We start from the raw sequence: 21,561 nt of genomic DNA, 5'->3' as shown, positions 1-21,561 counted from the left end.
CTGCTTCTGATGGGTTCTGCGGCGTTTGTTGAGGCGTGCGCGTGAGCGGGGTGCTGCACGATGTGCTCACGGCCATTCTCGTGCTGGCCGGGGCCGCCATGTGTCTCGCCGCCGGAATCGGGCTCATCCGCTTTCCTGACGTATTATCTCGCCTGCACGCCGCGACCAAGCCGCAGATCTTCGGTCTCATGGCCGTGACAGCGGACGTCGCGATCAACAATTTCTCGGTCGGCACCGTCACGCTGGTGGTCGCCATCGTGGTTTTTCAGGCGCTGACCGCGCCGATGGCCGCCCACCTCGTGGGCCGAGCCGCCTATGCGACCGAGCACCTGCGGCCCGATCTGCTCATCGTCGACGAGCTCAAGGGCCGCCGCGCCGAGCAATGAGCCGGCTACTGAACCCGGCGGAAGGAGGCGTCGGGTTGGGTCGGCGCGATGGCCGCGGCGGTGTCGAGGTCGTCGTGCAGCACAGCGGCGGCGGCCGCCGGAGCATGCGCGGCGAGGCGGAGGGACTCGTGAGTGGGGGCATCCGGTGTGTCGGCCGGGCGGTTCTTCGCGAATTCCCGGCGCAGCACGGGCACAACCTGTTCGCCCAGAATGTCGAGCTGCTCGAGCACGGTCTTCAGGGGCAGGCCGGCGTGGTCCATCAGCCAGAGCTGGCGCTGGTAGTCGCCGACGTAGTCGCGAAACCCGAGGGTACGGTCGATGACTTCCTGCGGGCTGCCCACGGTGAGCGGGGTCTGCGCGGTGAAGTCTTCCAGGCTCGGGCCGTTGCCGTAGACCGGGGCGTTGTCGAAGTAGGGGCGGAAGTCGCGTTTGGCGTCCTGCGAGTTCTTGCTCATGAACACCTGGCCGCCGAGTCCCACGATGGCCTGGGCGGCGGTGCCGTGGCCGTAGTGTTCGAACCGCTCGCGGTAGAACTGCACCATCTTCGCGGTGTGCGAGGCGGGCCAGAAGATGTGGTTCGAGAAGAATCCGTCACCGTAGTACGCGGCCTGTTCGGCGATTGCGGGGCTTCGGATGCTGCCGTGCCAGACGAAGGGCGGCACGCCGTCGAGCGGCCGGGGGGTGGACTGGAACCCCTGCAGCGGAGTGCGGAACTGGCCCTCCCAATCGACGACCTCTTCGCGCCAGAGCCGGCGCAGCAGGGCATAGTTCTCGAGCGCGAGCGGGATGCCCTCGCGGATATCCTTGCCGAACCACGGATAGACCGGACCGGTGTTGCCGCGGCCCAGCGTGAGGTCCACCCGGCCGTCGGCGAGGTGCTGCAGCATTGCGTAGTCCTCGGCGATTTTCACCGGATCGTTCGTGGTGATCAGCGTCGTGGCGGTGGAGAGAGTAATGCGGGAGGTCTGCGCGGCGATATATCCGAGCATGGTGGTCGGCGAGGACGGCACGAACGGCGGGTTGTGGTGCTCACCGGTGGCGAAAACGTCGAGTCCCACTTCTTCGACCTTCTGCGCGATGGCGACCATGGCCTTGATTCGGGCGTTCTCGGTCGGGGTGTTACCCGTGGTGGGATCGGTGGTCCTGTCTCCGACCGTGAAGATTCCGAACTGCATCTCAGCCTCCAAAATTCAATGCGTCTGCATGTATATTTAGCCTAACGGACGATCTGCTGCGTCTATTCCCGGCCATGCGCGGTTCGTGGCACGTGTTTGAGAGGATGGCACGCGTTGCAACCAGTGCCAACCTCTCATCCGAGTGCCGCGAGGTGAGCGGATGCCGCGATCGCGGCCGGCGGCATCCGCTGATATGCTGAACGAGTCGCAACTGGCGTAGCACGAAGATGGGTCACCATCGGGGAGCGACTGACACGGTTAGTGGCCGCACGCCTGGGCCGCAACATCCATATATAAGGAGAACTCCGTGCCTGATTCCGCCACCGTCCTGAAGTCGACTTTCAACGAACCGCTCTCGGTCGTTGACCCCGAGATCGCCGCCGTGCTCGAGCAGGAGCTCGGCCGCCAGCGCGACTACCTCGAAATGATCGCGAGCGAGAACTTCGTTCCGCGCGCCGTGTTGCAATCGCAGGGTTCCGTGCTCACCAACAAGTACGCCGAAGGCTACCCGGGGCGCCGCTATTACGGCGGCTGCGAGTATGTCGACGTGGCCGAGCAGCTCGCCATCGACCGGGCCAAGTCGCTCTTCGGCGCCGCCTACGCGAACGTGCAGCCGCACTCCGGCGCCACCGCGAATGCCGCGGTGCTCTCGGCCATCGCCACGCCCGGCGACACCATCCTCGGCCTCGAACTGGCCCACGGCGGCCACCTCACCCACGGCATGAAACTCAACTTCTCGGGCAAGCTGTACAACCCGGTCGCCTACGGCGTCGACCCGGAGACCTTCCGCGTCGACATGGACGTCGTGCGCGACAAGGCCCTCGAGAGCAAGCCGAAGGTCATCATCGCCGGCTGGTCTGCCTACCCGCGCCACCTCGACTTTGAGGCCTTCCGCGCCATCGCCGATGAGGTCGGCGCGTTGCTCTGGGTGGACATGGCCCACTTCGCCGGACTCGTCGCCGCCGGCCTGCACCCCTCGCCGGTGCCGTACGCCGACGTCGTGTCGAGCACCGTGCACAAGACCCTGGCCGGCCCGCGCTCCGGCTTCATCCTGTCGCGCGACATGGCCCTGGCCAAGAAGCTCAACAGCAACGTGTTCCCCGGCCAGCAGGGCGGACCGCTCATGCACGTGATCGCCGCGAAGGCCACCGCGTTCAAGCTCGCCGCGACGGCAGAGTTCAAGGAACGGCAGGAGCGCACCCTGCGCGGTGCCAGCATCCTCGCCGACCGCCTCACCGCCGACGACTCGCGTGCCCACGGCATCGACGTGCTCACCGGCGGCACCGACGTGCACCTCGTGCTCGCCGACCTGCGCCACTCCGAGATCAACGGCCAGCAGGCCGAGGACGCCCTGCACGAGGTGGGCATCACCGTGAACCGCAACTCCGTTCCGTTCGACCCGCGCCCGCCGATGGTCACCTCCGGCCTGCGCATCGGCACGCCGGCCCTCGCCACCCGCGGATTCGGCGACGCCGAGTTCACCGAGGTCGCCGACGTCATCGCCGAGGCCCTCAAGCCCGGCGCCGACCGTGCCGCGCTCCGCACCCGTGTCGGCGCGCTCACCCAGGCATTTCCCCTGTACGACGGGCTGCAGCAGTAACTTTCTCGAAAACGGATGCCGCCAGCCGGCCGGGCCGGCGGCATCCGTTTACGCGTGGCTGCGCGCGTGCGGTTGCAGCGCACGGTTCCCTGTCTGCGCACTTGACCGGGCCCGGGCCCGGCAACTGGGCCCAGGTTACAACCTGGGCCTGCTTTCTGGGCCCGGGCCCGGAAAACAGGAACAGGACGACGGCACCGAAGTACAGCACAGAACCGAAAGACAACAGTAGGGAACCACGATGACGGCAATCACACTCGACGGGGTCAAGACCGCGTCTGACATCAAGACCGAGCTGCGGGACCGCATCGCCGCCCTGCGCTCCCACGGCGTGGTACCCGGCCTGGCCACCCTGCTCGTGGGCAACGACCCCGGATCCGAGACCTATGTTGCGGGCAAGCACCGCGACTGCGCCGAGGTTGGTATCGAATCGCTGCGCATCGACCTGCCCGGTTCGGCGACCAGCGCCGACGTGCGCGCCGCCATCAGCGACCTCAATAACAGCCGTGAGGTGACCGGCTACATCATCCAGCTGCCGCTGCCGGTCGGTCACAACGAGAACGCCATGCTCGAGCTCATCGACCCGTCGAAGGACGCCGACGGTCTGCACCCGACGAACCTCGGCCGCCTCGTGCTCGGCATTGAGGGCGAACTGCGGTCACCGCTGCCGTGTACCCCGGCCGGAATCGTCGAGCTGCTGCGCCGCTACTCTGTGCCGATCGTCGGCAAGAAGGTCGTCGTCGTGGGCCGTGGCCTCACCGTGGGGCGCCCGCTCGGCCTGCTGTTCACCCGCAAGGGCCTCGACGCGACGGTCACTCTGACCCACTCGCGCACGGTCGACCTCGCCGGCGAGGTGCGCCGCGCCGACATCGTGGTGGCCGCCGTCGGTGTGCCGCACCTCATCCAGGCCGACTGGATCAAGCCGGGCGCCGCCGTGCTCGACGTGGGAATCACCCGCGTGCACAACGAGGAGACCGGCAAGGGCCGTCTGATCGGCGACGTGCACCCTGACGTCGCCGCAGTCGCCGGGCACCTCTCACCGAACCCCCGCGGTGTCGGCCCGATGACCCGCGCCATGCTGCTCTCGAACGTGGTCAAGGCCGCCGAGCAGACCCTGCTGGCCTAGCGGGTCGTCTCAGGCCCGTTCTGGGCCGCGCCCGGTTCCTCGTGGCTTATTCAGGAAATCCCCGGTACCGGCTGACCGGATACCGGCGAATTCGGGCGTGTGGTTCGGGCCGGCCGCAGATTTTGCTGAATTAGCCACCGGATAGACCCGTACGGAAGTGCGAGAGCGCCCACGCCGCAGACGGCCCGCCCCCGCGGGTCCCGTGGCGTATTCAGGAAATCCCCCGGACAGGGGCGAGCGCACCCGCACGAATTCGGGTGCCGGGAGACATCGCCCCACCGATCTCCTGAATTAGCCACCGGGCGCCGGGCGGAGGCGGGCAGTGGCGGGCCGGGCGGGCAGCCGCCCGCGCCGGAATACTACGGCTGGGTGAGGGCGGCGCGGTGCAGCTCGGTGTGCTCGAGGTAGTTCTCGGCGTTGTGCCGGATGCTGGCGATCTCGACGTCGGTCAGCGGACGTCGAACTTTGGCGGGAACACCAGCCACGAGCGAGCCGGGCGGCACGACCGTTCCGCCGAGTACGACGGCTCCGGCAGCCACGAGCGATCCGGTGCCGATGACGGCTCCGTTCAGAATGGTTGCGGCCATGCCGACGAGCACGTTGTCTTCGATCGTGCAGCCGTGCAGCACGGCGCCGTGCCCGACCGAGACGCCGGTGCCGAGGGTGAGGGGAAAGTCGGTGTCGACGTGGCAGGAGACGTTGTCCTGCAGGTTGGAGCCGGCGCCGATGGTGATCGGCTCAAGCTCGGCGCGCAGCACGGAGTTGTACCAGACGCTGGCCCGGTCGGCGAGGGTGACGTTGCCCACGATCACCGCGCCGGGAGCAACGAACGCGGTCTCGGCGATGCTCGGAGCCGGCGTGTTCGGCAGGACGATGATTCGGGTGGCGCGCTCAGCAGTCATACGCGTCAGCCTAGCGTCGAGCGGATGCTGTCGCCCGGCTTGAGCCGGCCGCACGGTTTCGCACGGTCGCGCCCTCAATGCACGGCGCAGTGGTCTGCACCGCAGGCGTTCATGGATGCCCCAAGCGGTCGGAGCCGGTGCGCGCTGCCCCGGCCTGGCCAAGCCGTGACCCCGCAATACACTGGGCGGATGCACGCACCCACCGGAACCCAACACGAACTGACCTTACAGACCCCGAGCGGCCCGGCCCGGGTGGTCGTGACCGAGGTTGCAGCCGGCCTGCGAGTGTATTCCCTGAACGGCATAGATCTGGTGGAGACCTTCGATGAGCTCGTTCAACCGCCGATGGCGGCGGGAATCGTGCTTGTGCCCTGGCCCAATCGCATTCGCGACGGCCAATGGACCCAGAACGGCGTGACCCGGCAGCTCGCTCTGACCGAGCCGGGCAAACACAACGCCAGCCACGGGCTGCTGCGCTTCGCGCCCTACCGGGTGGTGTTCCGAACCAGCGACACGGTGACGCTCGCCGCGACCATTTTTCCGCAGTCCGGCTACCCCTTTCACCTCGAAACCGAGGTGACCTACGCCCTCACGGCCGCGGGGCTCGACGTCACACACCGGGTGCGCAATGTGGGAGCCGAGCCGGCGCCGGTGGCGGTGGGGGCGCATCCGTTTCTGAAAATCGGGGACGTGCCCACAAGCGACCTGGTGCTGCGCGTGGATGCCGCGACCCACATCGACGTCGACGATCGGCTCAACCCCATTGGTGAGGGCCCGGTCGACGGCACCCGGTTCGACCTGCGCGCGGGAGTCAAGGTCGGCGACCTCGACCTCGACGACGGCTTCGGCGGTGTCGGCCCTGCCGGCGAGCACACCCTCACCGCCCCGGATGGCCGGTGCCTCACCCTCTGGGGTGACGAGACCATGCGCTACGTGCAGGTGTTCACTCCCCACATCTTTCCCCTCACGCAAAGCGCTGCGGAGCCCGTCAAGGGCCTCGCCATCGCGATCGAGCCGATGACGGCCCCGGCAAACGCCTTCAACTCCGGCGCCGGCCTGCACTGGGTGCAACCGGGGGAGCAGTGGGCGGTGCGCTGGGGCATCCGTCACGCCGGTTTCGACCGGTCGGTCAGTTCACCGACCCGATGACGGGCATCCACACCCGCCCGGCGCTGCTGCCGCAGGCCATCGGGCGCTACCGGGTCGACCTCGTGCTGCTGCTCGTGGCGGTGGTCTGGGGCGGCAGTTACCTCAGCGCGAAGGTGCTCACCGAGCAGGCGAGCGTGGTGGCCGTGCTCGCGCTGCGTTTTCTCGTCGCGGCGGTCGCCCTGCTGATGGTCTGGGTGGTGCGGCGCGAACGGCTGCCGTCACGGCGGGCCTTCAGGGTGGGCGTGCTGCTCGGGGTGACCCAGGCGAGCATTCTCTGGCTCGAGACGCAGGGCGTGGCGTTCACTTCGGCCACGAACGCCGGGCTCATCATCAGCCTCACGATCATCATGACCCCGGTCCTCGAGTCGGTCGCCGCCCGGCGCTGGCTGCCGCGACCGTTCTTCATCGCCGCGGTGCTCGCGGTGGTCGGCGTGGCCCTGCTCGTCTCCGGCAACGGGTTCGCGCAGCCCAATGTGGGCGACCTGCTCATTCTCGCGGCGGCGCTCGTGCGCTCCGTGCACGTGACCATGATGGGCCACCTCATGCGCGGCCGCAGCGACAGCACCATCACGCTCACCCTGCTGCAGGCCTTGGTCGGGGCGGTCGTGTTCACCGCGTTCGACGTGCCCGGCCTCGTTCAGGCCGTCACGACCTTCAACCTCGCCGCCTGGATCGGCGTGCTCTACCTCGGTCTGGCCTGCAGCGTGTTCGCATTCCTGGCCCAGATGTGGGCCATCCGGCGCACCTCGGCGGCCAGGGCCAGCCTGCTCATGGGCACCGAACCCATCTGGGCGGTGCTCGTGGGGGTGTCGCTCGGCAGTGAGACGCTTGGCCTCATCGGCGCCGCCGGGGCAGTGCTCATCATTTTCGGAACCTTGTGGGGCCAGCGCATCGAGGCGAGCCACCGGCTGGGCGGGTAGGCATCCGTTTCGACCCGCCGCGCGCGCCGAGCCGTGAGTTTCGAGGCGTTGAATCGTTCAAATCACCCTGAGACCCACGGCTCGGCGACCAAAACTCACAGCTCGGGACGCACGGCTCGCGAAGCGGATGCCCGCTCTACGACAGCACGTCTCGCACGAGGTCGTCGTTCTCGTGGTTCTGCATCCGGGAGAAGATGTAGCCGCCGATCAGCAGCACGAACGGCAGGGCCACGAGCACCCAGCCGATGGTGCTGAGGCCCCACGAGGTGGTGGTGGGGTCGACGCCGTCGGCCACGGTGCCGGCCAGCAGTCCGAAGCGGCTCATCAGCAGGTATTCGCCGAGCAGCAGGCCGATCGTCGCCAACACCGGGGCGATCACGGTCTGAAAGACGTTCTCCGCGCCGGCGTTGCGGCGGAAGTACACGATGATCGCCACGCTCACCAGAATTTCAATGAGCACGATCGCGATCACTGCGAGGCCGCTGAACCAGTAGAACAGGTTGAGCACCGGGTCGAGCTGGAACACCGCGAACACCACGAGCACGATGCCCGTGATCACCGAGGTGACGAGCGAGGCCGTGCTCGGAGCGCCGCGGCCGTTGACCTTGCTGAGTGGCCTGGGCAGCGCGCCGCCGCGACCGAGCGCGAACAGGTAGCGGCTGGACGCGTTCTGAAAGGCCAGGAGCCCCGCGAACAGGCTCGAGAGCACCAGAATGCCCATGAGAGTCGCCATCCACGGGCCGACATACTGGGTGGCCAGCGCGAACAAGACAGCGGCCGGGTCGGCCAGGGGGACGCCGGCAACCGTCGACAGTTCGACGGTCTTCTCGACCACGGTCGATGCTCCCATTCCGGTCACCATCGCGAACGCGGTCAGGCCGAACAAAACGGTGATGACGACGACGGCGAGGTAGGTGGCGCGGGGAACGACGGTCTTTGGGTCCTTGGACTCTTCACCGTAGATGGCGGTGGCCTCGAATCCGATGAACGAGGCGAAGGCGAACGCGAAGGCGATGCCCGCCGAGCCGGCCAGACCGCCGGCGACGATGGCGGCGGGGTTGAACGAGGCCCAGAAGTTCAGCCCCTCCGGCCCGCCGTCGATGAGAACGGCGACCGCGGTGACCACGAGCGCGGTCAGTTCGAGCAGCATTAGCACGCCGAGCACCTTGGCGCCCACGTCGACGCTGAGCAGGGAGAGCAGCGTGACGACACCCCAGGAGAGGAGCGACCAGGCCCACCAGGGAAGTACGCCCACCTGGCCGGCCATGAGGGCGCCAAAGAATCCGTAGATCGCCAGCTGAATGGCGAGGTAGGCGAGGATCGACACGAACGCCGACGCGGTGCCGAGGTGACGGCCCAGGCCGCGGCCGATGTAGGCGAAGAAGGCGCCGGCGTTGGTGACACGCTGGCTCATTGCGGCGTAGCCGACGCTGAACACGAGCAGGGTCAGCCCGACGATGAGGTAGGCGCCGGGAGCGGCCGCACCGTTGCCGAGCACGATCGCCACCGGTACCGCGCCGGTCATCCCCACGAGGGGGGCCGCGGCCGCGACGACGAAGAAGACGATTCCGAGAACGCCGAGCCGCCCCTTGTGCAGGGCGGTTTCCGGTGCGCTCGTCGAAGCGGGTTTGGTCTGGGTCATGGTTACTCCTCGTTGAGTAAGAGGTCTGCGAGCGGATGCGACGGCATCCTCTTCAGGTATGTCTCACAGCGTGGCAATCTTCAGGCCGAGCCGGTTGCCATTTGCGGCACCGGAGTTGTCAAAGGGCGCAGTGTCGAAGGGCCCCATGCTGGGTTAGACGCGGCGGTAGGTGCTCGGCGTCTCGCCGAAGGCCGTGCGAAAGATGCGGCTGAAGTGGGCGGCGTCGACGAAGCCCCAGCGGGCGGCGATCGTGCCGACCGAGCGATCACTGAGAATGGGGTCGCGCAGGTCGCGGCGGCAGTGCTCGAGACGGCGGCTGCGGATCCAGCTCGCCACGGTGCTGTCGGCCTCGTGAAACACGTTGTGCAGGTGCCGGGTTGAGATGAAGTGGGCGGCCGCGATGCTCGCCGGGCAGAGTTCCGGGTCACCGAGATGCGCATCCACGTACGAGCGGATGCGCCCCAGCAGGTCGCCGTGCGCGCCCTTATCGCGGCGCAGGTTCAGCTCACTCTCAAACATGGTCGCGATCAGGTCGACGGCGTTATAGGCGAGGCGGTGCCCGCTCGCGCCGGTGAGCACGTCGAGGTTCTCGGCGAGCTGCACCATGAACGGGCTGATCAGGCGGCCGAGTCCGGCGTCGCCGGGCAGGCGCACAGCGGTGAGCTGGCCGACAGAATCGGCCGGCAGGTCGAGCACATCGTGCGGGAACATGAGTACGAGGGTGCGAAAGTCCTGATCGAACTCGAGCGTGTACGGTCGGTTCGTGTCGTAGACGGCCAGATCGCCGGGGCGCAGGGTGGCCTCACGGTTGTCCTGCACGAGCAGGCCGGTGCCGGACAGCTGCAGGTTCAGCTTGAAATACTGCCGAGTGGATGCCGCGATCAGCGTGGGTGTGCGCACCACCTGGTGCCCGTTGGCGCTGACCTCGACGATCGAGAGCTCGTCGAGCACGCGCGAACGCAGAGTGCCATGGAAGGTTCGAGAGGCGCTGCGCACCTCGAGGGGAACGAACGACTGCGACACGAGTGTGCGCCAGTGGGTGAAGGAATCGGCGACCACGCAACGAACGGTGTCGTTCGGGACGGCTTGCGCCAGGGAGTTCACAACCGTCAGCGTCACGAGCAGCTCCTTTGCCGGGTCCTGACCAGATTGGCCCTCAGGGGCGTTTCATGATCGTCTGCAGCCAATGTAGCCCTTGGCGCGCTCGCTGTCATTCTTTTTTCAACACTCGGCGAAAATAGCCCAACGATCCGCGAGAGCGGAAAGTAGGTTGCTTCAGCACCCGTGAAGCAACAATTTTGTCGCTTTCGCGGGAGGAGTGCCGGCTAGTCGCCGGTGGCGAGTAACCGCAGATACCCGTCGAGCTGCGCCACGAGCTGCTCGGGGGCATGCTCGTCGGGGGAGAGCGCCGCGGTGATCTGCGCGCCGAGCACGACGTTCATGAGGTGACCGACAACATCCGTGTCGGTAGTGGTGGTGTGCACCTCACCCGCGGCTCGTGCCTCGGCCAGGTGCCCGAGCAGGGCGAGGCGCCATTGCAGCATTGACTCATCGTGCAGCTGCGCCTTGGCCGCATTGGTCAGTGCCTTCTGCCAGAACGGAATAACGATGCGCGCCTCGCTCACCCGCGTCTCGTCCAGGGGCAGAATCTCGTGGCAGTAGGCGCGCACGGCGGCGAGGCCGGCCAGACCGGCGGTCGAGCGCTCGATGCGCCGGTTGGTCTGGCTGAACACGTGGCCGAAGGCGAAGGTGAGCAGGTCGTCCTTGGTGCCGAAATAGGGTTTGAGCGCACCGTTGGCGAATCCGGCCTCGGTGGCGATCTCGCGCATGGTCGCACCCTCGATGCCGTGCCGGGCAATGATGCGCCAGGTGGCATTGACCAGCTCGACGCGACGCTGGTCGTGATCGACGACTTTCGGCATGGGTCCTCCCGCTTCAGCTTGCCAGAAAGATTCGCGAAACGCTTGCCACCACCAACGTGATGGCTTTATATTCTACAACCATAGGAAATAACTCCCCGGGGTCACACCGACGTATCCCGGGCCGATCCGAAAAGAGAAGCAATGCTCACCGCCGAGACCGCTGACACTGTGCCCGCCAACACTCAGGCCGCCTTCGCGCTGCCCACCGCCGAAGAGCTGCAGAGCGTGCGCACGATTCTGGCCGATGCCGGACTGTTCGGCGACACCATTCGCGTCGCCTACCTTGGCCTGCTCGACCCGCCCCGGGGCTCGAGCGCAACCGACCGTCGCTTTCGCGTCTTCCTGCACGACGTGGCGGGTGCCGCCCCCACCGACGTGGTCGTCTCGGCCACCCACGGCACAATCGAGTCGAGCGTCACACTGGACACCGCCCTCAGCGGCGAACTGCCCGTGCTCGAAGAAGAGTTCGGCGCCGTCGAAGAGCTGCTGCGCGAGGATGCCCGCTGGCTCGCCGCGCTCGCGGCCCGCGGAATCGACGTGGCCCAGGTGCGCGTCGCACCCCTCTCGGCCGGAGTGTTCGAGTACCCGAACGAGAAGGGTCACCGCATTCTGCGCGGCCTGGCCTTTGTGCAGAATTTTCCGGAGGACAGTGCCTGGGCGCACCCGATCGACGGCCTCGTCGCCTACGTCGACATCGTCGCGAAGACCGTGGACCAGGTGCTCGACTTCGGTGTCGTGCCCGTTCCGGCCGAACACGGCAACTACACCGATCCTGCTCTTACCGGGCCGCTGCGTGAGACGCTCAAACCGATCAGCATCACCCAGCCGGAGGGTGTGAGCTTCACGGTCACCGGCGGCAACCACATCGAGTGGGAGAAGTGGAGCCTCGACGTGGGCTTCGACGTGCGCGAGGGCGTCGTGCTGCACAATATCGGCTTTCGCGACGGCGACCAGACGCGGTCCATCATCCGTCGCGCGTCGATCGCCGAGATGGTGGTGCCCTACGGCGACCCGGCCCCGGTGCGATCCTGGCAGAACTACTTCGACACCGGCGAATACCTCGTGGGCCAGTACGCCAACTCGCTCGAACTCGGCTGTGACTGCCTCGGCGAAATCACCTACCTGAGCCCGGTCATCACCGACGGCTTCGGCAACCCGCGCGAGATTCGCAATGGTATCTGCATGCACGAAGAAGACTGGAGCATCCTCGCCAAGCACAGCGACCTCTGGAGCGGCATCGAATACACCCGCCGCAACCGCCGCTTCGTCATCTCCTTCTTCACCACCGTGGGCAACTACGACTACGGCTTCTACTGGTACCTCTACCTGGACGGCACCATCGAATTCGAGGCTAAGGCCACCGGCGTCGTTTTCACGAGCGCCTACGCCGGTAAGGGCTATCCATACGCCTCCGAAATCGCGCCAGGACTCGGTGCTCCTTTTCACCAGCACCTGTTCAGCGCCCGTCTCGACATGGCCCTCGACGGCGACACCAACCGGGTCGAAGAAGAAGACGTGGTGCGCGTTCCGATGGGCCCCGGCAACGAGCGCGGCAACGCGTTCACCCGTCAGCGCACCGTGCTCGCCACCGAGTCCGAGGGCGTCAGACAAGCGGATTCCTCCATCGGCCGCACCTGGCACGTCTCCAACCCCAATTCCCTCAACCGCCTCGGCGAACCCGTGGCCTACAAGCTGCACCCGCAAGGGCTGCCCATGCTGCTCGCCGACCCCGCGTCGTCGGTCGCTCAGCGGGCGGCGTTCGCCACCAAGGGGCTCTGGGTCACCCGTTTCGCCGAAAACGAGCGCTATCCCACCGGCGACTTCGTCAACCAGCACTCCGGAGGAGCCGGCCTTCCCGCCTTTATCGCGGCCAATCGCGACATCGACGGCGAAGACATCGTGCTCTGGCACACCTTCGGCCTGACCCACTTTCCCCGGGTCGAGGACTGGCCGATCATGCCGGTCGACACCGTGGGCTTTAAGCTGCGTCCCGACGGCTTCTTCGACCGCAGCCCGGTCTTGGACGTGCCGGCGAACGTGCCCCCGGCATCCGGTGGTCACTGCCACTGACCCGCGCCCTGCCCCCACCCGTCCGCGTTGGAATCCGTGCGCGGGAGTTCTGTAGTCCTGTGCTTTCTGGGCCCGGGCCCGGAAAGTGGGTCCGCGATAGATCATGCTCAGTTTCCAAAGATGGTCGTGGGTGCGTGGGTCAGCCGCGCAGTGCGGTCTCGAAGAGTGCGAGCAGGTGCGTGTAAAACGCAGAGCTCGGCATCGTCGTAATCGGAAAGACCGCGTCGCCCGACACAGACTCCGGCGCCCCCACGTTGAGCAAACCCGCCGATGGAGTGTTGATCGCACGCATCGACGAGAGCACCGAACGCACCCGCAGTTCGGTCCACTCCTGGTTCCAGAACCGCCCGAAAGCGTCGTTGGTGCCGGCCGGCGTCGAAGGCAGCGTCAGAGCATCCGCTGCCAGGCGCTCCTGCAACACACTGACCGATACCCGATCCGGCTCCATCGCACGCGACCACATCGGCCCGACGCCCAGAAAGCGCAGGATGAGGTCGACGGTCTGTCCGACGGGCCGCATCTCGATAGCGAAACCACCGGCATCCATTTCGTTCTGGGGTGCCGTCGAGTAGGCGAACAGGGTGGACTCGCCGCGCGTCCAGCTGCGCAGGCTTCGAGTGATCCCACTGCGTGTGGTGCTGGCCTCGAGCTGGATGCCGGAGTCCCAGTGGGTGACGACCTGCAGGGCGAATGGACTCAGCCGGCGGCTGTGGCCTTCGAGCAGGCCGCTGTCCCGCAGCTCCTGCTGGGCGGGGGAGCGCCGGGCCAGGGCGCCTGTCGTGCGGGCGGCGAGCAGCGCGCCCTGCGCCGCCACGGAGATCTCCAGCGACGGCGGGGTGTACGGCTGAAACGACGGCACGCGCTCGAGCAGTTCGAGCGGCTGCCCGGCTGCCGCGCTGGCGGTAAGGTCGAGCTTCGGGGCGACGTCCGTATTCACCTGGGTGGCGCTCATTTCCCCCGTCAGTTCGAGTGCGGTCGCAATGTACGAGAGCGTCGGCTGGCAGGCGAGAAGCTGATGGGTCGCAACGGATGCCGTGAGGTGAACGTGCCGCAGACCGGTCGCCCAGATCCAGCGCAGGATGACAATCTGCAGGTCGCCGGCAGGGTAGCTTGCCGTGATCATGCGCCCGTCGATCGCCTGCTCGGCCCACAGGTCGACCGCGATGATCTGGGCACCGGGATGGTCGGTGAGAATCGCTGCGATCGAGACACTGGAGGCGGCCTCGATCGGTGCGGTCGACGGCGTCGAGGTGAGCACGATATTGGGCCGAAAAGCACCGGTGGGTGTGTCAGTCAGGGCGAGCACGAGTTCGGCGCCCTCGTTCGATCGGCTTTCCCAGCCGCCGAGCTCGGGCAGCGTGGCGCTCGCGAAAGTCATTCGAGTCCCTTCAGGGTCTTGAACCAGCCTGGCAGCAGAAAGCGGGGCAGCCAGAACAGGGACATCGCGAACGTGAGCATGCTCAGAAAGCCGATGGTGAACAGAACGAGGGTGAGAGCCCTCGAATCGGCAGCCAGCGCGGAGTCCGTCGCCGAAAGGATGATCGCGGCGAAGCCCATGAAGATAAATCCGAAACCCACGCTGTAGCCGTAGTGCCCCGGAGTTACTGGGCGGATCCAGTTGCTCCAGATGCGTCGGTAGGCGAGGGTGCCGAGGGTCAGGGCGACCAGCCCGATGCCGATCAGAGACCAATTCATCCGAACAATCCGTTCCACGTGTCTCTAATGCCCTTGCCGATTTCGGCGCCGCCCCAGCCGCCGGCAACGCCGCCGATCACTCCGCCGACGATGCCGCCGATCAGCGTTCCGGGTCCTGGAAAAATGCTGCCGATGGCGGCTCCCGCCAGTGCGCCGCCCCAGGCGCCGCCAGCGCCGCCGGCCGCGCTCGCTCCACCGACGATGACGGCGTTCTGGGTCGCGCTGGCGACACGGTCGCCGTCGTCCCATTCCGGGTGCGCCTCGAGATCTGAGTTGTACTGGTCGGAGTACTGGCCCCACACTGTGAGGCCGACCCCCGCGACGCCCAGAACCTTGCCACCGGTTCGCGCCCACGTCGGCGGCGCGGAGGCGTTGGGTGCCCCCGTCAGCACGGGCTTGGATTGCCAGCCCTCACTCAGGGGGATGGTGGTCGGCAGTGGCGACGTCAGGGTTCCGACTTTCACCAGGAGGCCGCTGGGCAGACGCGTGTAGCCGACCCCCTTGATGATCTCGTCGGGCACGATCGCGTCGATGCGAAGGACCAGGGGAAGAACGGCGCCCGGGGTGGGGACGGACAGGGTTCGGTAGCGAGCCATGAGCTCGGCCGCGAGGCCCTGTACCGCACCTCCGGGCAGGCTGTTGGCCGCGCCGAAAACGCTCGTGCCCCAGAGCGGTTGGTATCGCATCAGGGTGCCGAGGGCTGAGGCGCACTCCTCGTCGGCGGCGATGGCATTGGCGTTGAACCGGGCGACGTCGGCCCGCAGGGTCGACCGAATCTGACCGAAATCGACGGTGACCTCGGCGTCGAGATTTCCGAAGGCTGTGATCTCCAGCAGGAGGTTGCTGCGTTGTGTTTTCAGGGTGGAGAGCGTTGCGCTGTAGTTGTCGAGCGCCGTTTGGGCGCTTCGAGTGGTCTGGCCGATCTCATCGACGATGGAGCGTGGTGTCGCCAGGGCCGAATACACCGTTGCGCTTTCGGGAGCGTGGTATGCCGCCGACATGCCACCCCACTGTCCCTCTGCGCGGGTCATCGATTCGGCGAGCGTGTCTGCGCACTTGACGAGAGCGGAGCCGTGCCCTTCCAGCACGGCTCCGTCCGGCAGCGTTTCGAGCACGAAAGTGGTCATCGGGCTACCTCGTCGAGTTTCCCCTGATTGTCTTCGGCCATTTGCAGGTCGCCGCGTTCGTAGGCATCCACTGCCTCAGCAGTGTGAAAGGTCGCCGACTCGAGGTGGCTCTTGGCTGATGCGACGCTGACCATCAGTTGGGATTCGGCGAGCTCGAGCAGCGCCATCGCAGTCCTCGATCCGGGTGCAGCGGCCGAGGCCTCGGCCAGCTCGCTGGTCAGCGCGGTCGCTGCGGTGTCGAACTCCGCGGACTCTGCCGCGACAGCACCAAAAATGCGTCGAGTTTCGGGTAAATCAATCGACCACGACTGCGACATGATTCCCCTGTTCCTGTGCTGTTGCGCCAATCGACGTGTGCCCCTCGCAGATCGACACTATCCGATGACGGTGGGCTTTCCCCGTTTGGGGGCCTGACCGGATCGATTCAGCCCGCGCGCACACTCGCCTCCGGGCGCAGGTCGAGGCGACGCAGCAGCTGCGCATTGAGGGCGACGACCACCGTCGAGACCGACATGAGCAGCGCCCCGATCTCCATCGGCAGCACGAATCCGATCGGGGCGAGCACCCCGGCGGCGAGCGGAACCGACAATAGGTTGTAGCCCGCCGCCCACCACAGGTTCTGCTTCATCTTGCGGTAGCTCGCCCGCGAAAGCTCGATCACCGAAAGCACCGAGCGCGGGTCGTCGCTCGCGAGAATCACCCCGGCCGACGCGATCGCCACGTCGGTTCCGGCGCCGATCGCGATGCCGACATCGGCCTGGGCCAGCGCCGGAGCGTCATTGACGCCGTCGCCGACCATCGCCACGCGGCGGCCTTCATGCTGCAGCTCAAGAACCTTGCGCGCCTTGTCCTCGGGGTGCACTCCCGCGAACACCCGGTCGATGCCAAGCTGGGCGGCGACCGACTGGGCCACCGCTTCGGCGTCGCCGGTGATCATGACCACCTCGATGCCCTGCCGGTGCAGGGCGTCAACGGCCTGCCGGGACTCTTCACGAATCTCATCGGCTAGACCGATCGCGCCGATGACCACGCCGTCCCGCAGCACGTGCAGAATGATCGCGCCCTGGCTTTGCCACGCCGCGGTCTCGGCCAGCGGCCTTGCCCCGTGTTCGTCGAGCATGCTCGGCCCACCCACACTCACGCTGTGCCCGTCGACGAGGCCGGTCACGCCGACCGCCGCGGCCGTCTGAAACTCGCTCGCCCGCGGCACGGTCAACTCGCGCGCCCGCGCCGCCGTCACAATGGCTCGGGCAAGCGGATGCTCACTGTCTCCTTCTACCGCCGCCGCCCAGGCGAGCACCTCGTCGCTGCTGAAACTCGCGCCGTCCTGAGCTGCGCCGTCCTGAGCTGCGCCGTCCTGAGCTGCGCCGGCCTGAGCCGAGCGCGCCGCGGCATCCGCTTCGCTGCTGGAGACCGCCACAGCAACGTGACTCACCGTGGGCTCGCCCTTGGTGAGCGTGCCGGTCTTGTCGAACAGTACCGAGGTCACCTGGCGCATGCTCTCGAGGGCGAGGCGGTCCTTGATCAGTACGCCGCCCTTCGCCGCGCGTTCGGTGGCGATCGACACGACGAGCGGAATGGCGAGCCCAAGTGCGTGCGGGCAGGCGATGACGAGCACGGTGATCGTGCGCACGACGGCATCCTGAGGCTGGCCGAGCAGGGTCCAGACGATCGCGGTGAGCATTCCGGCACCGAGCGCGAACCAGAACAGCCAGCCGGCCGCCCGGTCGGCGATGCGCTGCGCCCGCGACGACGAACTCTGCGCCTCGCTGACCAGCCGTTGGATGCCGGCCAGCGCGGTGTCATCGCCGACCGCCGTGACCCGCACCCGCAGGGCGGAATCGGTCGCGACGGTGCCCGCCACGACCTGGTCGCCGACTGTGCGCTGCACCGGACGCGATTCGCCGGTGATCATCGATTCGTCGACGTCGGCCGTGCCCTCGACGACCTGCCCGTCTGCCGGCACCCGCCCGCCGGGACGCACCACGACGAGGTCGCCGAGCACCAGATCGTTCGGCGAGACGATGACGACAGCGTCGCCCTCGACCCGTTCGGCCTCATCCGGCAGCAGCGCGGCGAGCGACTCCAGGGCGGTGGAAGTCTGCGCCAGCGACCGCATTTCGATCCAGTGGCCGAGCAGCATGATCACGATCAGCAGCGCGAGTTCCCACCAGAAGTCGAGCTCAGCATCGATGAGGCCGAGGCTCGCGCCCCACGACGCGAGGAAGGCGACCGTGATTGCCAGGGCGATCAGCAGCATCATGCCGGGCTTTCGAGCCTTCAGCTCACTGACCGCTCCCGTGAGGAACGGCCGGCCGCCCCAGACATACATGACGGTACCGAGCACGGGGGAGACCCAGCCGATGCCGACAATGTCGGGCAGGGCGTACCCGACAAGCCTCGAGAACATGTGGCTGAACCCCACGACCGGCAGCGCGATGACGAGCATGGTCCAGAACAGGCGCCGAAACTGCCCCACGTGATCGCCGTGACCGGCGTGGTTCATCGCGCCATGGTTCGTCGCGGTGTGGTCCATCATTGCGTGATCGGTTTGGTTTAGGTCGGGCTGCGTCATGTCATTCCTCAAAGCCGGTTCTCTCAAGAGTAATACCCCCCAAGGGTATACCAAAAAGGGGTTGATCGCGCCCGCCAGGGGGCGTGAACGACGCCCATGCCGGCATCCTCATGCCGAGAATGTGGCAGGGGCAGATCGTGCGTAACGCGGTGCGCGGGTTCAGTAGCGCACCCTTCGAAGCGGATGCGGCCGCGACCGTTCTCGGGCTCATGCCACCTCCGTCGACGCGTGCCTGGCGGCGCGAGTATGCCGCATACCCCCCTAGAGTATCCGTCCTGCCATCCCTGCGCAAAGTTGAACGTTCCGTGCTGCCTACGCGCCGAGCCGTGAGTTTCACCCGGCGACCTGCGCCGAGCCGTGAGTTTCACCCGGTGACCTGCGCCGAGCCGTGAGTTTCAGGCCGTTGAATCGATTAAATCGCGTCGAGACTCACGGCTCGGCACCCGAAAGTAGCGGATGGGCGCAACCCGCTGGCACACCGCGCGTAAATGTGCACGCGCGCAGCACCGCGATCGGGCAGGCTTGAACCATGGCGCTAAGCGAAGCCCCCCAACCCGAAACGGCGACCCCCACGACATTCGGTGAAGCCCGACCCGTCGAGTCCCCGAACGAGACAGCCCGCCGCACCGCGCTGAAACGCATGAAACGGCTCGCGGCCGGCCTGCTCGCCCTCATGGCTGTCATCTTCACGGTGTCGTTCGCCCTGCAAAGCCGCTATCCCTGGCTCGAATACGTGCGCGCCGCGGCCGAGGGCGGCATGGTCGGCGCGATCGCCGACTGGTTCGCCGTGACCGCCCTGTTCCGTTACCCGCTGGGCCTGCGCATTCCGCACACCAATATCATCGCTCATCGCAAGGACGAGATCGGCGCGAGCCTGGGCGAATTCGTCGAGACCAACTTTCTCTCCGAGGCGGTCATCCGCGGCAAGCTCGAGTCGATGAAACCGGCCCGCCGACTCGGAGCCTGGCTCAGCGACGACACGAACGCCGAGAGACTCACCGATGAACTCGCCGTCGCCGGCCAGGGGCTGCTCAACCTGCTCGGCGACGACGCCATCAAGAACCTCATCGAATCCGTCGCCCGCGAACATTTGATCAAGCCAGAGTGGGGCCCGAGCCTCGGCCGGGTCGGGGAGCGCCTCGTCACGAGTGGGCAGCAGCACGCTGCCGTCGACCTGCTGCTCGACCGCGCCGACGGCTGGCTGCGCGACCATCCCGAAGCGTTCGGCCGGGTCGTCTCGCAGCGGCTGCCCACCTGGCTGCCCGGATTCGTCGACAAACTCGTCGACGACAAGGCGTACCGCGAGGTGCTCGCCTTCGTCGCGTCCGCGCGGCAGAACCGGCAGCATCCGGTGCGTACCGCCCTCGACGACTATCTCAACGAGGTCATGCATGACCTGCAGTACGAGCCGGCCATGATCGACCGGGTCGAGAACCTCAAGGCCGAGGTGCTCGACAACGCCAAACTGCGCGAGTTCGCCGGCGACACCTGGGAAGCCATCAAATCATCGCTCACCCAGGCCCTCGGCGAGCCGACGAGCGCGCTGCGGGTCGGCATCCGTTCGACCCTCGAAGACATTGGCAAACGCCTCACCACGGATGCCGCGCTCGGCTCCCGCATCGACCGCTGGCTCGCCGACACGGCCAGCTACATCGTGGCCAATTATCGCCACGAAATCGCCGGGGTCATCACCGAGACGGTCGAGCGCTGGCCTGCGGCCGAGACCGCCGCGAAGATCGAGCTGCAGGTGGGGCGTGACCTGCAGTTCATCCGCATCAACGGAACGGTGGTCGGCGCCCTGGCCGGCCTGGTCATTTTCACCCTCGCGCACGCGGTGGCCGCGCTGCTCTGAACCGCAAACTTGCTGGGAATTGGAGGTCTATTCACGGGGTTTCCCCCATAAGGGGCAGACTGAGTTTTTCTGCTGTCCCCGAAAGGCTTAAATGCACGACCTCACCCGGTGGGCGCTCCGCCCGCTGATGCGCGCTTGGACGGCGTCCGCCGAACGTCAGGACCGCCATCTGCCCCGTCCGAGCGACGCCCCGCAGGCCCATGCCGCCGGCATCGACAGCGATCGTGTGCTCATTCTCGGCTCCGGACCCGCTGTCGGCTGGGGTGTGCTCAGCCACCAGGTGGCCCTGCCCGGCTCGCTCGCCCGCGAACTGGCCGCGCGCACTGGTCGCGGCGTTGACATCGACCTCGTGGCCAGCCGCAGCATGACCGCCGCGAATGCTCTCGTGGCGCTGAACGGCACCCGGCTCGGTCGGTTTGACGCCGTCGTCGTCATTCTGGGCCTCAACGAAGCCCTCGACCTGACCAGCGTCAGCGAATGGCGCGACCGGTTGGCGGCCCTGCTCGCGGTGCTGGAGCACGAGACCTCGCGCAGCACCCAAATCTTCGTGCTCGGCATTCCGCCCATTCGCAGCATTGAAATCTTCCGACGCCCGCTGGTAGGCATCGCCGACTGGTCGGCCACCGACCTCAACACGGTCGGCACCCGCCTGGCCCACGAGGCACCGCGCACGACGTTTGTGCCGTTCTCGCCGGCGGCGACCGTCGACGTCGATCGGCATCGCACCGCTGATGACTATCGCGGCTGGGCGGTGCTTCTGGCCAATGCCATGTCCGACAGCCTCGACGCGGCGCGCCTGGGCCTCACCGGCCCCGAATCAGCACGCCAAACGGATGTCGCCGGCCGGGAACGCACCCGGCAGGCGGCCGTCGACGGCCTCGCCATTGTCGACACCCCGTCGGAGGCCCGGTTCGACCGGCTGGTGCTGCTCGCGCAGCGTCTGTTCGACACCGAATCGGCATTGATCACCATCATCGATCGCGACCGGCAGTGGCATAAAGCCCGGGTCGGGCTGGCGGCAACCGAAGTGCCGCGTTCCGACTCGTTCTGCGCGATCACGATTACTGACGACGGCCCGCTCATCGTCGAGGATGCCCGCAGCGACGCCCGATTCAACGAGAACCCGCTCGTGCAGGGTGATCCGCGCATCCGCTTCTACGCCGGGTTTCCCATCGAATCGCCGTCGGGTGAGCGCATCGGCGCCCTGTGTGTGTTCGATCCGAAACCGCGTTCGGCGGCCGACGTCGACCAGGTGTTGCTGCGGGAGCTCGCCCTGCTGGTGCAGCGCGAGCTGCGGGTGGGGCGGAAGGCGCGGTAGCTGCCGGTGCCAGGTGTCTGCCAGCTGATGTTCGGTGATTGGTGCTCGGTGTTCGGTGCCTGGTGCCTCGGTGTTCGATGCTCGATGCTCGGCGGGTAGGCTCGC

The 21,561-nt window shown here is 67.1% G+C and carries 18 protein-coding genes and 1 riboswitch; of the genes, 8 read left to right on the top strand and 10 right to left on the bottom strand.

All coding sequences use genetic code 11. The annotated features are described in order from the left end of the window. The first annotated feature begins 41 nt into the window (after positions 1-41). The gene (gene mnhG, locus E3O25_RS09595; protein ID WP_241988557.1) at positions 42-386 is read left to right on the top strand and encodes a monovalent cation/H(+) antiporter subunit G; all 345 of its coding nucleotides are present in this window, start codon (positions 42-44) and stop codon (positions 384-386) included. Positions 387-391: 5 nt separating this feature from the next. Here the strand turns inward: mnhG and E3O25_RS09590 are convergent, their stop codons facing one another. Further along, positions 392-1,561 carry an LLM class flavin-dependent oxidoreductase gene (locus E3O25_RS09590; protein WP_092107441.1) on the bottom strand — a complete coding sequence of 390 codons (1,170 nt, stop codon included), beginning with the start codon at positions 1,559-1,561 and terminating at the stop codon, positions 392-394. A gap of 197 nt (positions 1,562-1,758) precedes the next feature. Further along, a riboswitch (ZMP/ZTP riboswitch) is annotated at positions 1,759-1,847 on the top strand. A gap of 21 nt (positions 1,848-1,868) precedes the next feature. On the opposite strand from E3O25_RS09590, the gene glyA reads away from it, so the two are divergent. Further along, complete coding sequence (gene glyA / locus E3O25_RS09585) at positions 1,869-3,161, top strand: serine hydroxymethyltransferase (RefSeq protein WP_277871551.1); 1,293 nt, start codon at positions 1,869-1,871, stop codon at positions 3,159-3,161. Positions 3,162-3,399: 238 nt separating this feature from the next. After that, entirely contained in the window at positions 3,400-4,284 is an 885-nt protein-coding gene (locus tag E3O25_RS09580; protein ID WP_092107443.1) for a bifunctional methylenetetrahydrofolate dehydrogenase/methenyltetrahydrofolate cyclohydrolase, read from the top strand. Positions 4,285-4,643: 359 nt separating this feature from the next. Here E3O25_RS09580 and E3O25_RS09575 read toward each other — a convergent pair whose 3' ends face one another. After that, on the bottom strand, positions 4,644-5,186 hold the full coding sequence (locus E3O25_RS09575) for a gamma carbonic anhydrase family protein (protein WP_134361034.1): 543 nt from the start codon (positions 5,184-5,186) through the stop codon (positions 4,644-4,646). Positions 5,187-5,375: 189 nt separating this feature from the next. Between E3O25_RS09575 and E3O25_RS09570 the strand changes: the two genes are divergently transcribed. After that, entirely contained in the window at positions 5,376-6,335 is a 960-nt protein-coding gene (locus E3O25_RS09570) for an aldose 1-epimerase family protein (RefSeq protein ID WP_134361033.1), read from the top strand. Next, on the top strand, positions 6,332-7,255 hold the full coding sequence (locus tag E3O25_RS09565) for a DMT family transporter (RefSeq protein ID WP_134361089.1): 924 nt from the start codon (positions 6,332-6,334) through the stop codon (positions 7,253-7,255). Before E3O25_RS09570 ends, E3O25_RS09565 begins: the two co-directional genes overlap by 4 nt. A 136-nt stretch (positions 7,256-7,391) precedes the next feature. On the opposite strand, the gene E3O25_RS09560 is transcribed toward E3O25_RS09565, so the two are convergent. From E3O25_RS09560 to E3O25_RS09550, 3 genes are all read right to left on the bottom strand, one after another. Further along, positions 7,392-8,897, bottom strand: a complete 1,506-nt coding sequence (locus E3O25_RS09560) for an APC family permease (protein WP_134361032.1) — start codon at positions 8,895-8,897, stop codon at positions 7,392-7,394. 153 nt (positions 8,898-9,050) lie between these two features. After that, positions 9,051-10,010: a helix-turn-helix domain-containing protein gene (locus E3O25_RS09555; protein WP_241983959.1), complete on the bottom strand. Its 960-nt coding sequence runs from the start codon at positions 10,008-10,010 to the stop codon at positions 9,051-9,053. Positions 10,011-10,222: 212 nt separating this feature from the next. After that, positions 10,223-10,819 (bottom strand): TetR/AcrR family transcriptional regulator, encoded by a 597-nt coding sequence (locus tag E3O25_RS09550; RefSeq protein ID WP_092107484.1) that lies wholly within the window; start codon positions 10,817-10,819, stop codon positions 10,223-10,225. Positions 10,820-10,960: 141 nt separating this feature from the next. On the opposite strand from E3O25_RS09550, the gene E3O25_RS09545 reads away from it, so the two are divergent. After that, positions 10,961-12,889: a primary-amine oxidase gene (locus tag E3O25_RS09545; RefSeq protein WP_134361031.1), complete on the top strand. Its 1,929-nt coding sequence runs from the start codon at positions 10,961-10,963 to the stop codon at positions 12,887-12,889. Positions 12,890-13,028: 139 nt separating this feature from the next. On the opposite strand, the gene E3O25_RS09540 is transcribed toward E3O25_RS09545, so the two are convergent. The 5 genes from E3O25_RS09540 to E3O25_RS09520 all read right to left on the bottom strand — a co-directional run bounded on the left by E3O25_RS09540 (position 13,029) and on the right by E3O25_RS09520 (position 18,250). Next, positions 13,029-14,267 carry a hypothetical protein gene (locus E3O25_RS09540; protein ID WP_134361030.1) on the bottom strand — a complete coding sequence of 413 codons (1,239 nt, stop codon included), beginning with the start codon at positions 14,265-14,267 and terminating at the stop codon, positions 13,029-13,031. Next, positions 14,264-14,584, bottom strand: a complete 321-nt coding sequence (locus E3O25_RS09535) for a hypothetical protein (RefSeq protein WP_092107490.1) — start codon at positions 14,582-14,584, stop codon at positions 14,264-14,266. Before E3O25_RS09535 ends, E3O25_RS09540 begins: the two co-directional genes overlap by 4 nt. Next, on the bottom strand, positions 14,581-15,711 hold the full coding sequence (locus E3O25_RS09530; RefSeq protein ID WP_134361029.1) for a hypothetical protein: 1,131 nt from the start codon (positions 15,709-15,711) through the stop codon (positions 14,581-14,583). The genes E3O25_RS09535 and E3O25_RS09530 overlap by 4 nt, the downstream gene beginning before the upstream one ends. Then, positions 15,708-16,028 (bottom strand): DUF6507 family protein, encoded by a 321-nt coding sequence (locus E3O25_RS09525; RefSeq protein WP_092107494.1) that lies wholly within the window; start codon positions 16,026-16,028, stop codon positions 15,708-15,710. Before E3O25_RS09525 ends, E3O25_RS09530 begins: the two co-directional genes overlap by 4 nt. 107 nt (positions 16,029-16,135) lie before the next feature. Further along, positions 16,136-18,250: a heavy metal translocating P-type ATPase gene (locus E3O25_RS09520; RefSeq protein WP_241988564.1), complete on the bottom strand. Its 2,115-nt coding sequence runs from the start codon at positions 18,248-18,250 to the stop codon at positions 16,136-16,138. A 565-nt stretch (positions 18,251-18,815) separates the two neighbouring features. Here E3O25_RS09520 and E3O25_RS09515 point away from each other — a divergent pair. Together E3O25_RS09515 and E3O25_RS09510 are read left to right on the top strand one after the other, a co-directional pair. Beyond that, entirely contained in the window at positions 18,816-20,138 is a 1,323-nt protein-coding gene (locus tag E3O25_RS09515; protein ID WP_092107498.1) for a DUF445 domain-containing protein, read from the top strand. A 91-nt stretch (positions 20,139-20,229) separates the two neighbouring features. Then, positions 20,230-21,456 carry a GAF domain-containing protein gene (locus tag E3O25_RS09510; protein ID WP_092107500.1) on the top strand — a complete coding sequence of 409 codons (1,227 nt, stop codon included), beginning with the start codon at positions 20,230-20,232 and terminating at the stop codon, positions 21,454-21,456. The last annotated feature ends 105 nt before the right edge of the window (positions 21,457-21,561 follow it).

The organism is Cryobacterium sp. TMT1-3, assembly GCF_004402315.1.
Classification (GTDB): domain Bacteria; phylum Actinomycetota; class Actinomycetes; order Actinomycetales; family Microbacteriaceae; genus Cryobacterium; species Cryobacterium luteum.
The sequence above is the reverse complement of the archived record's forward strand: the minus strand, read 5'-3'. Positions and strand labels throughout refer to the sequence as shown.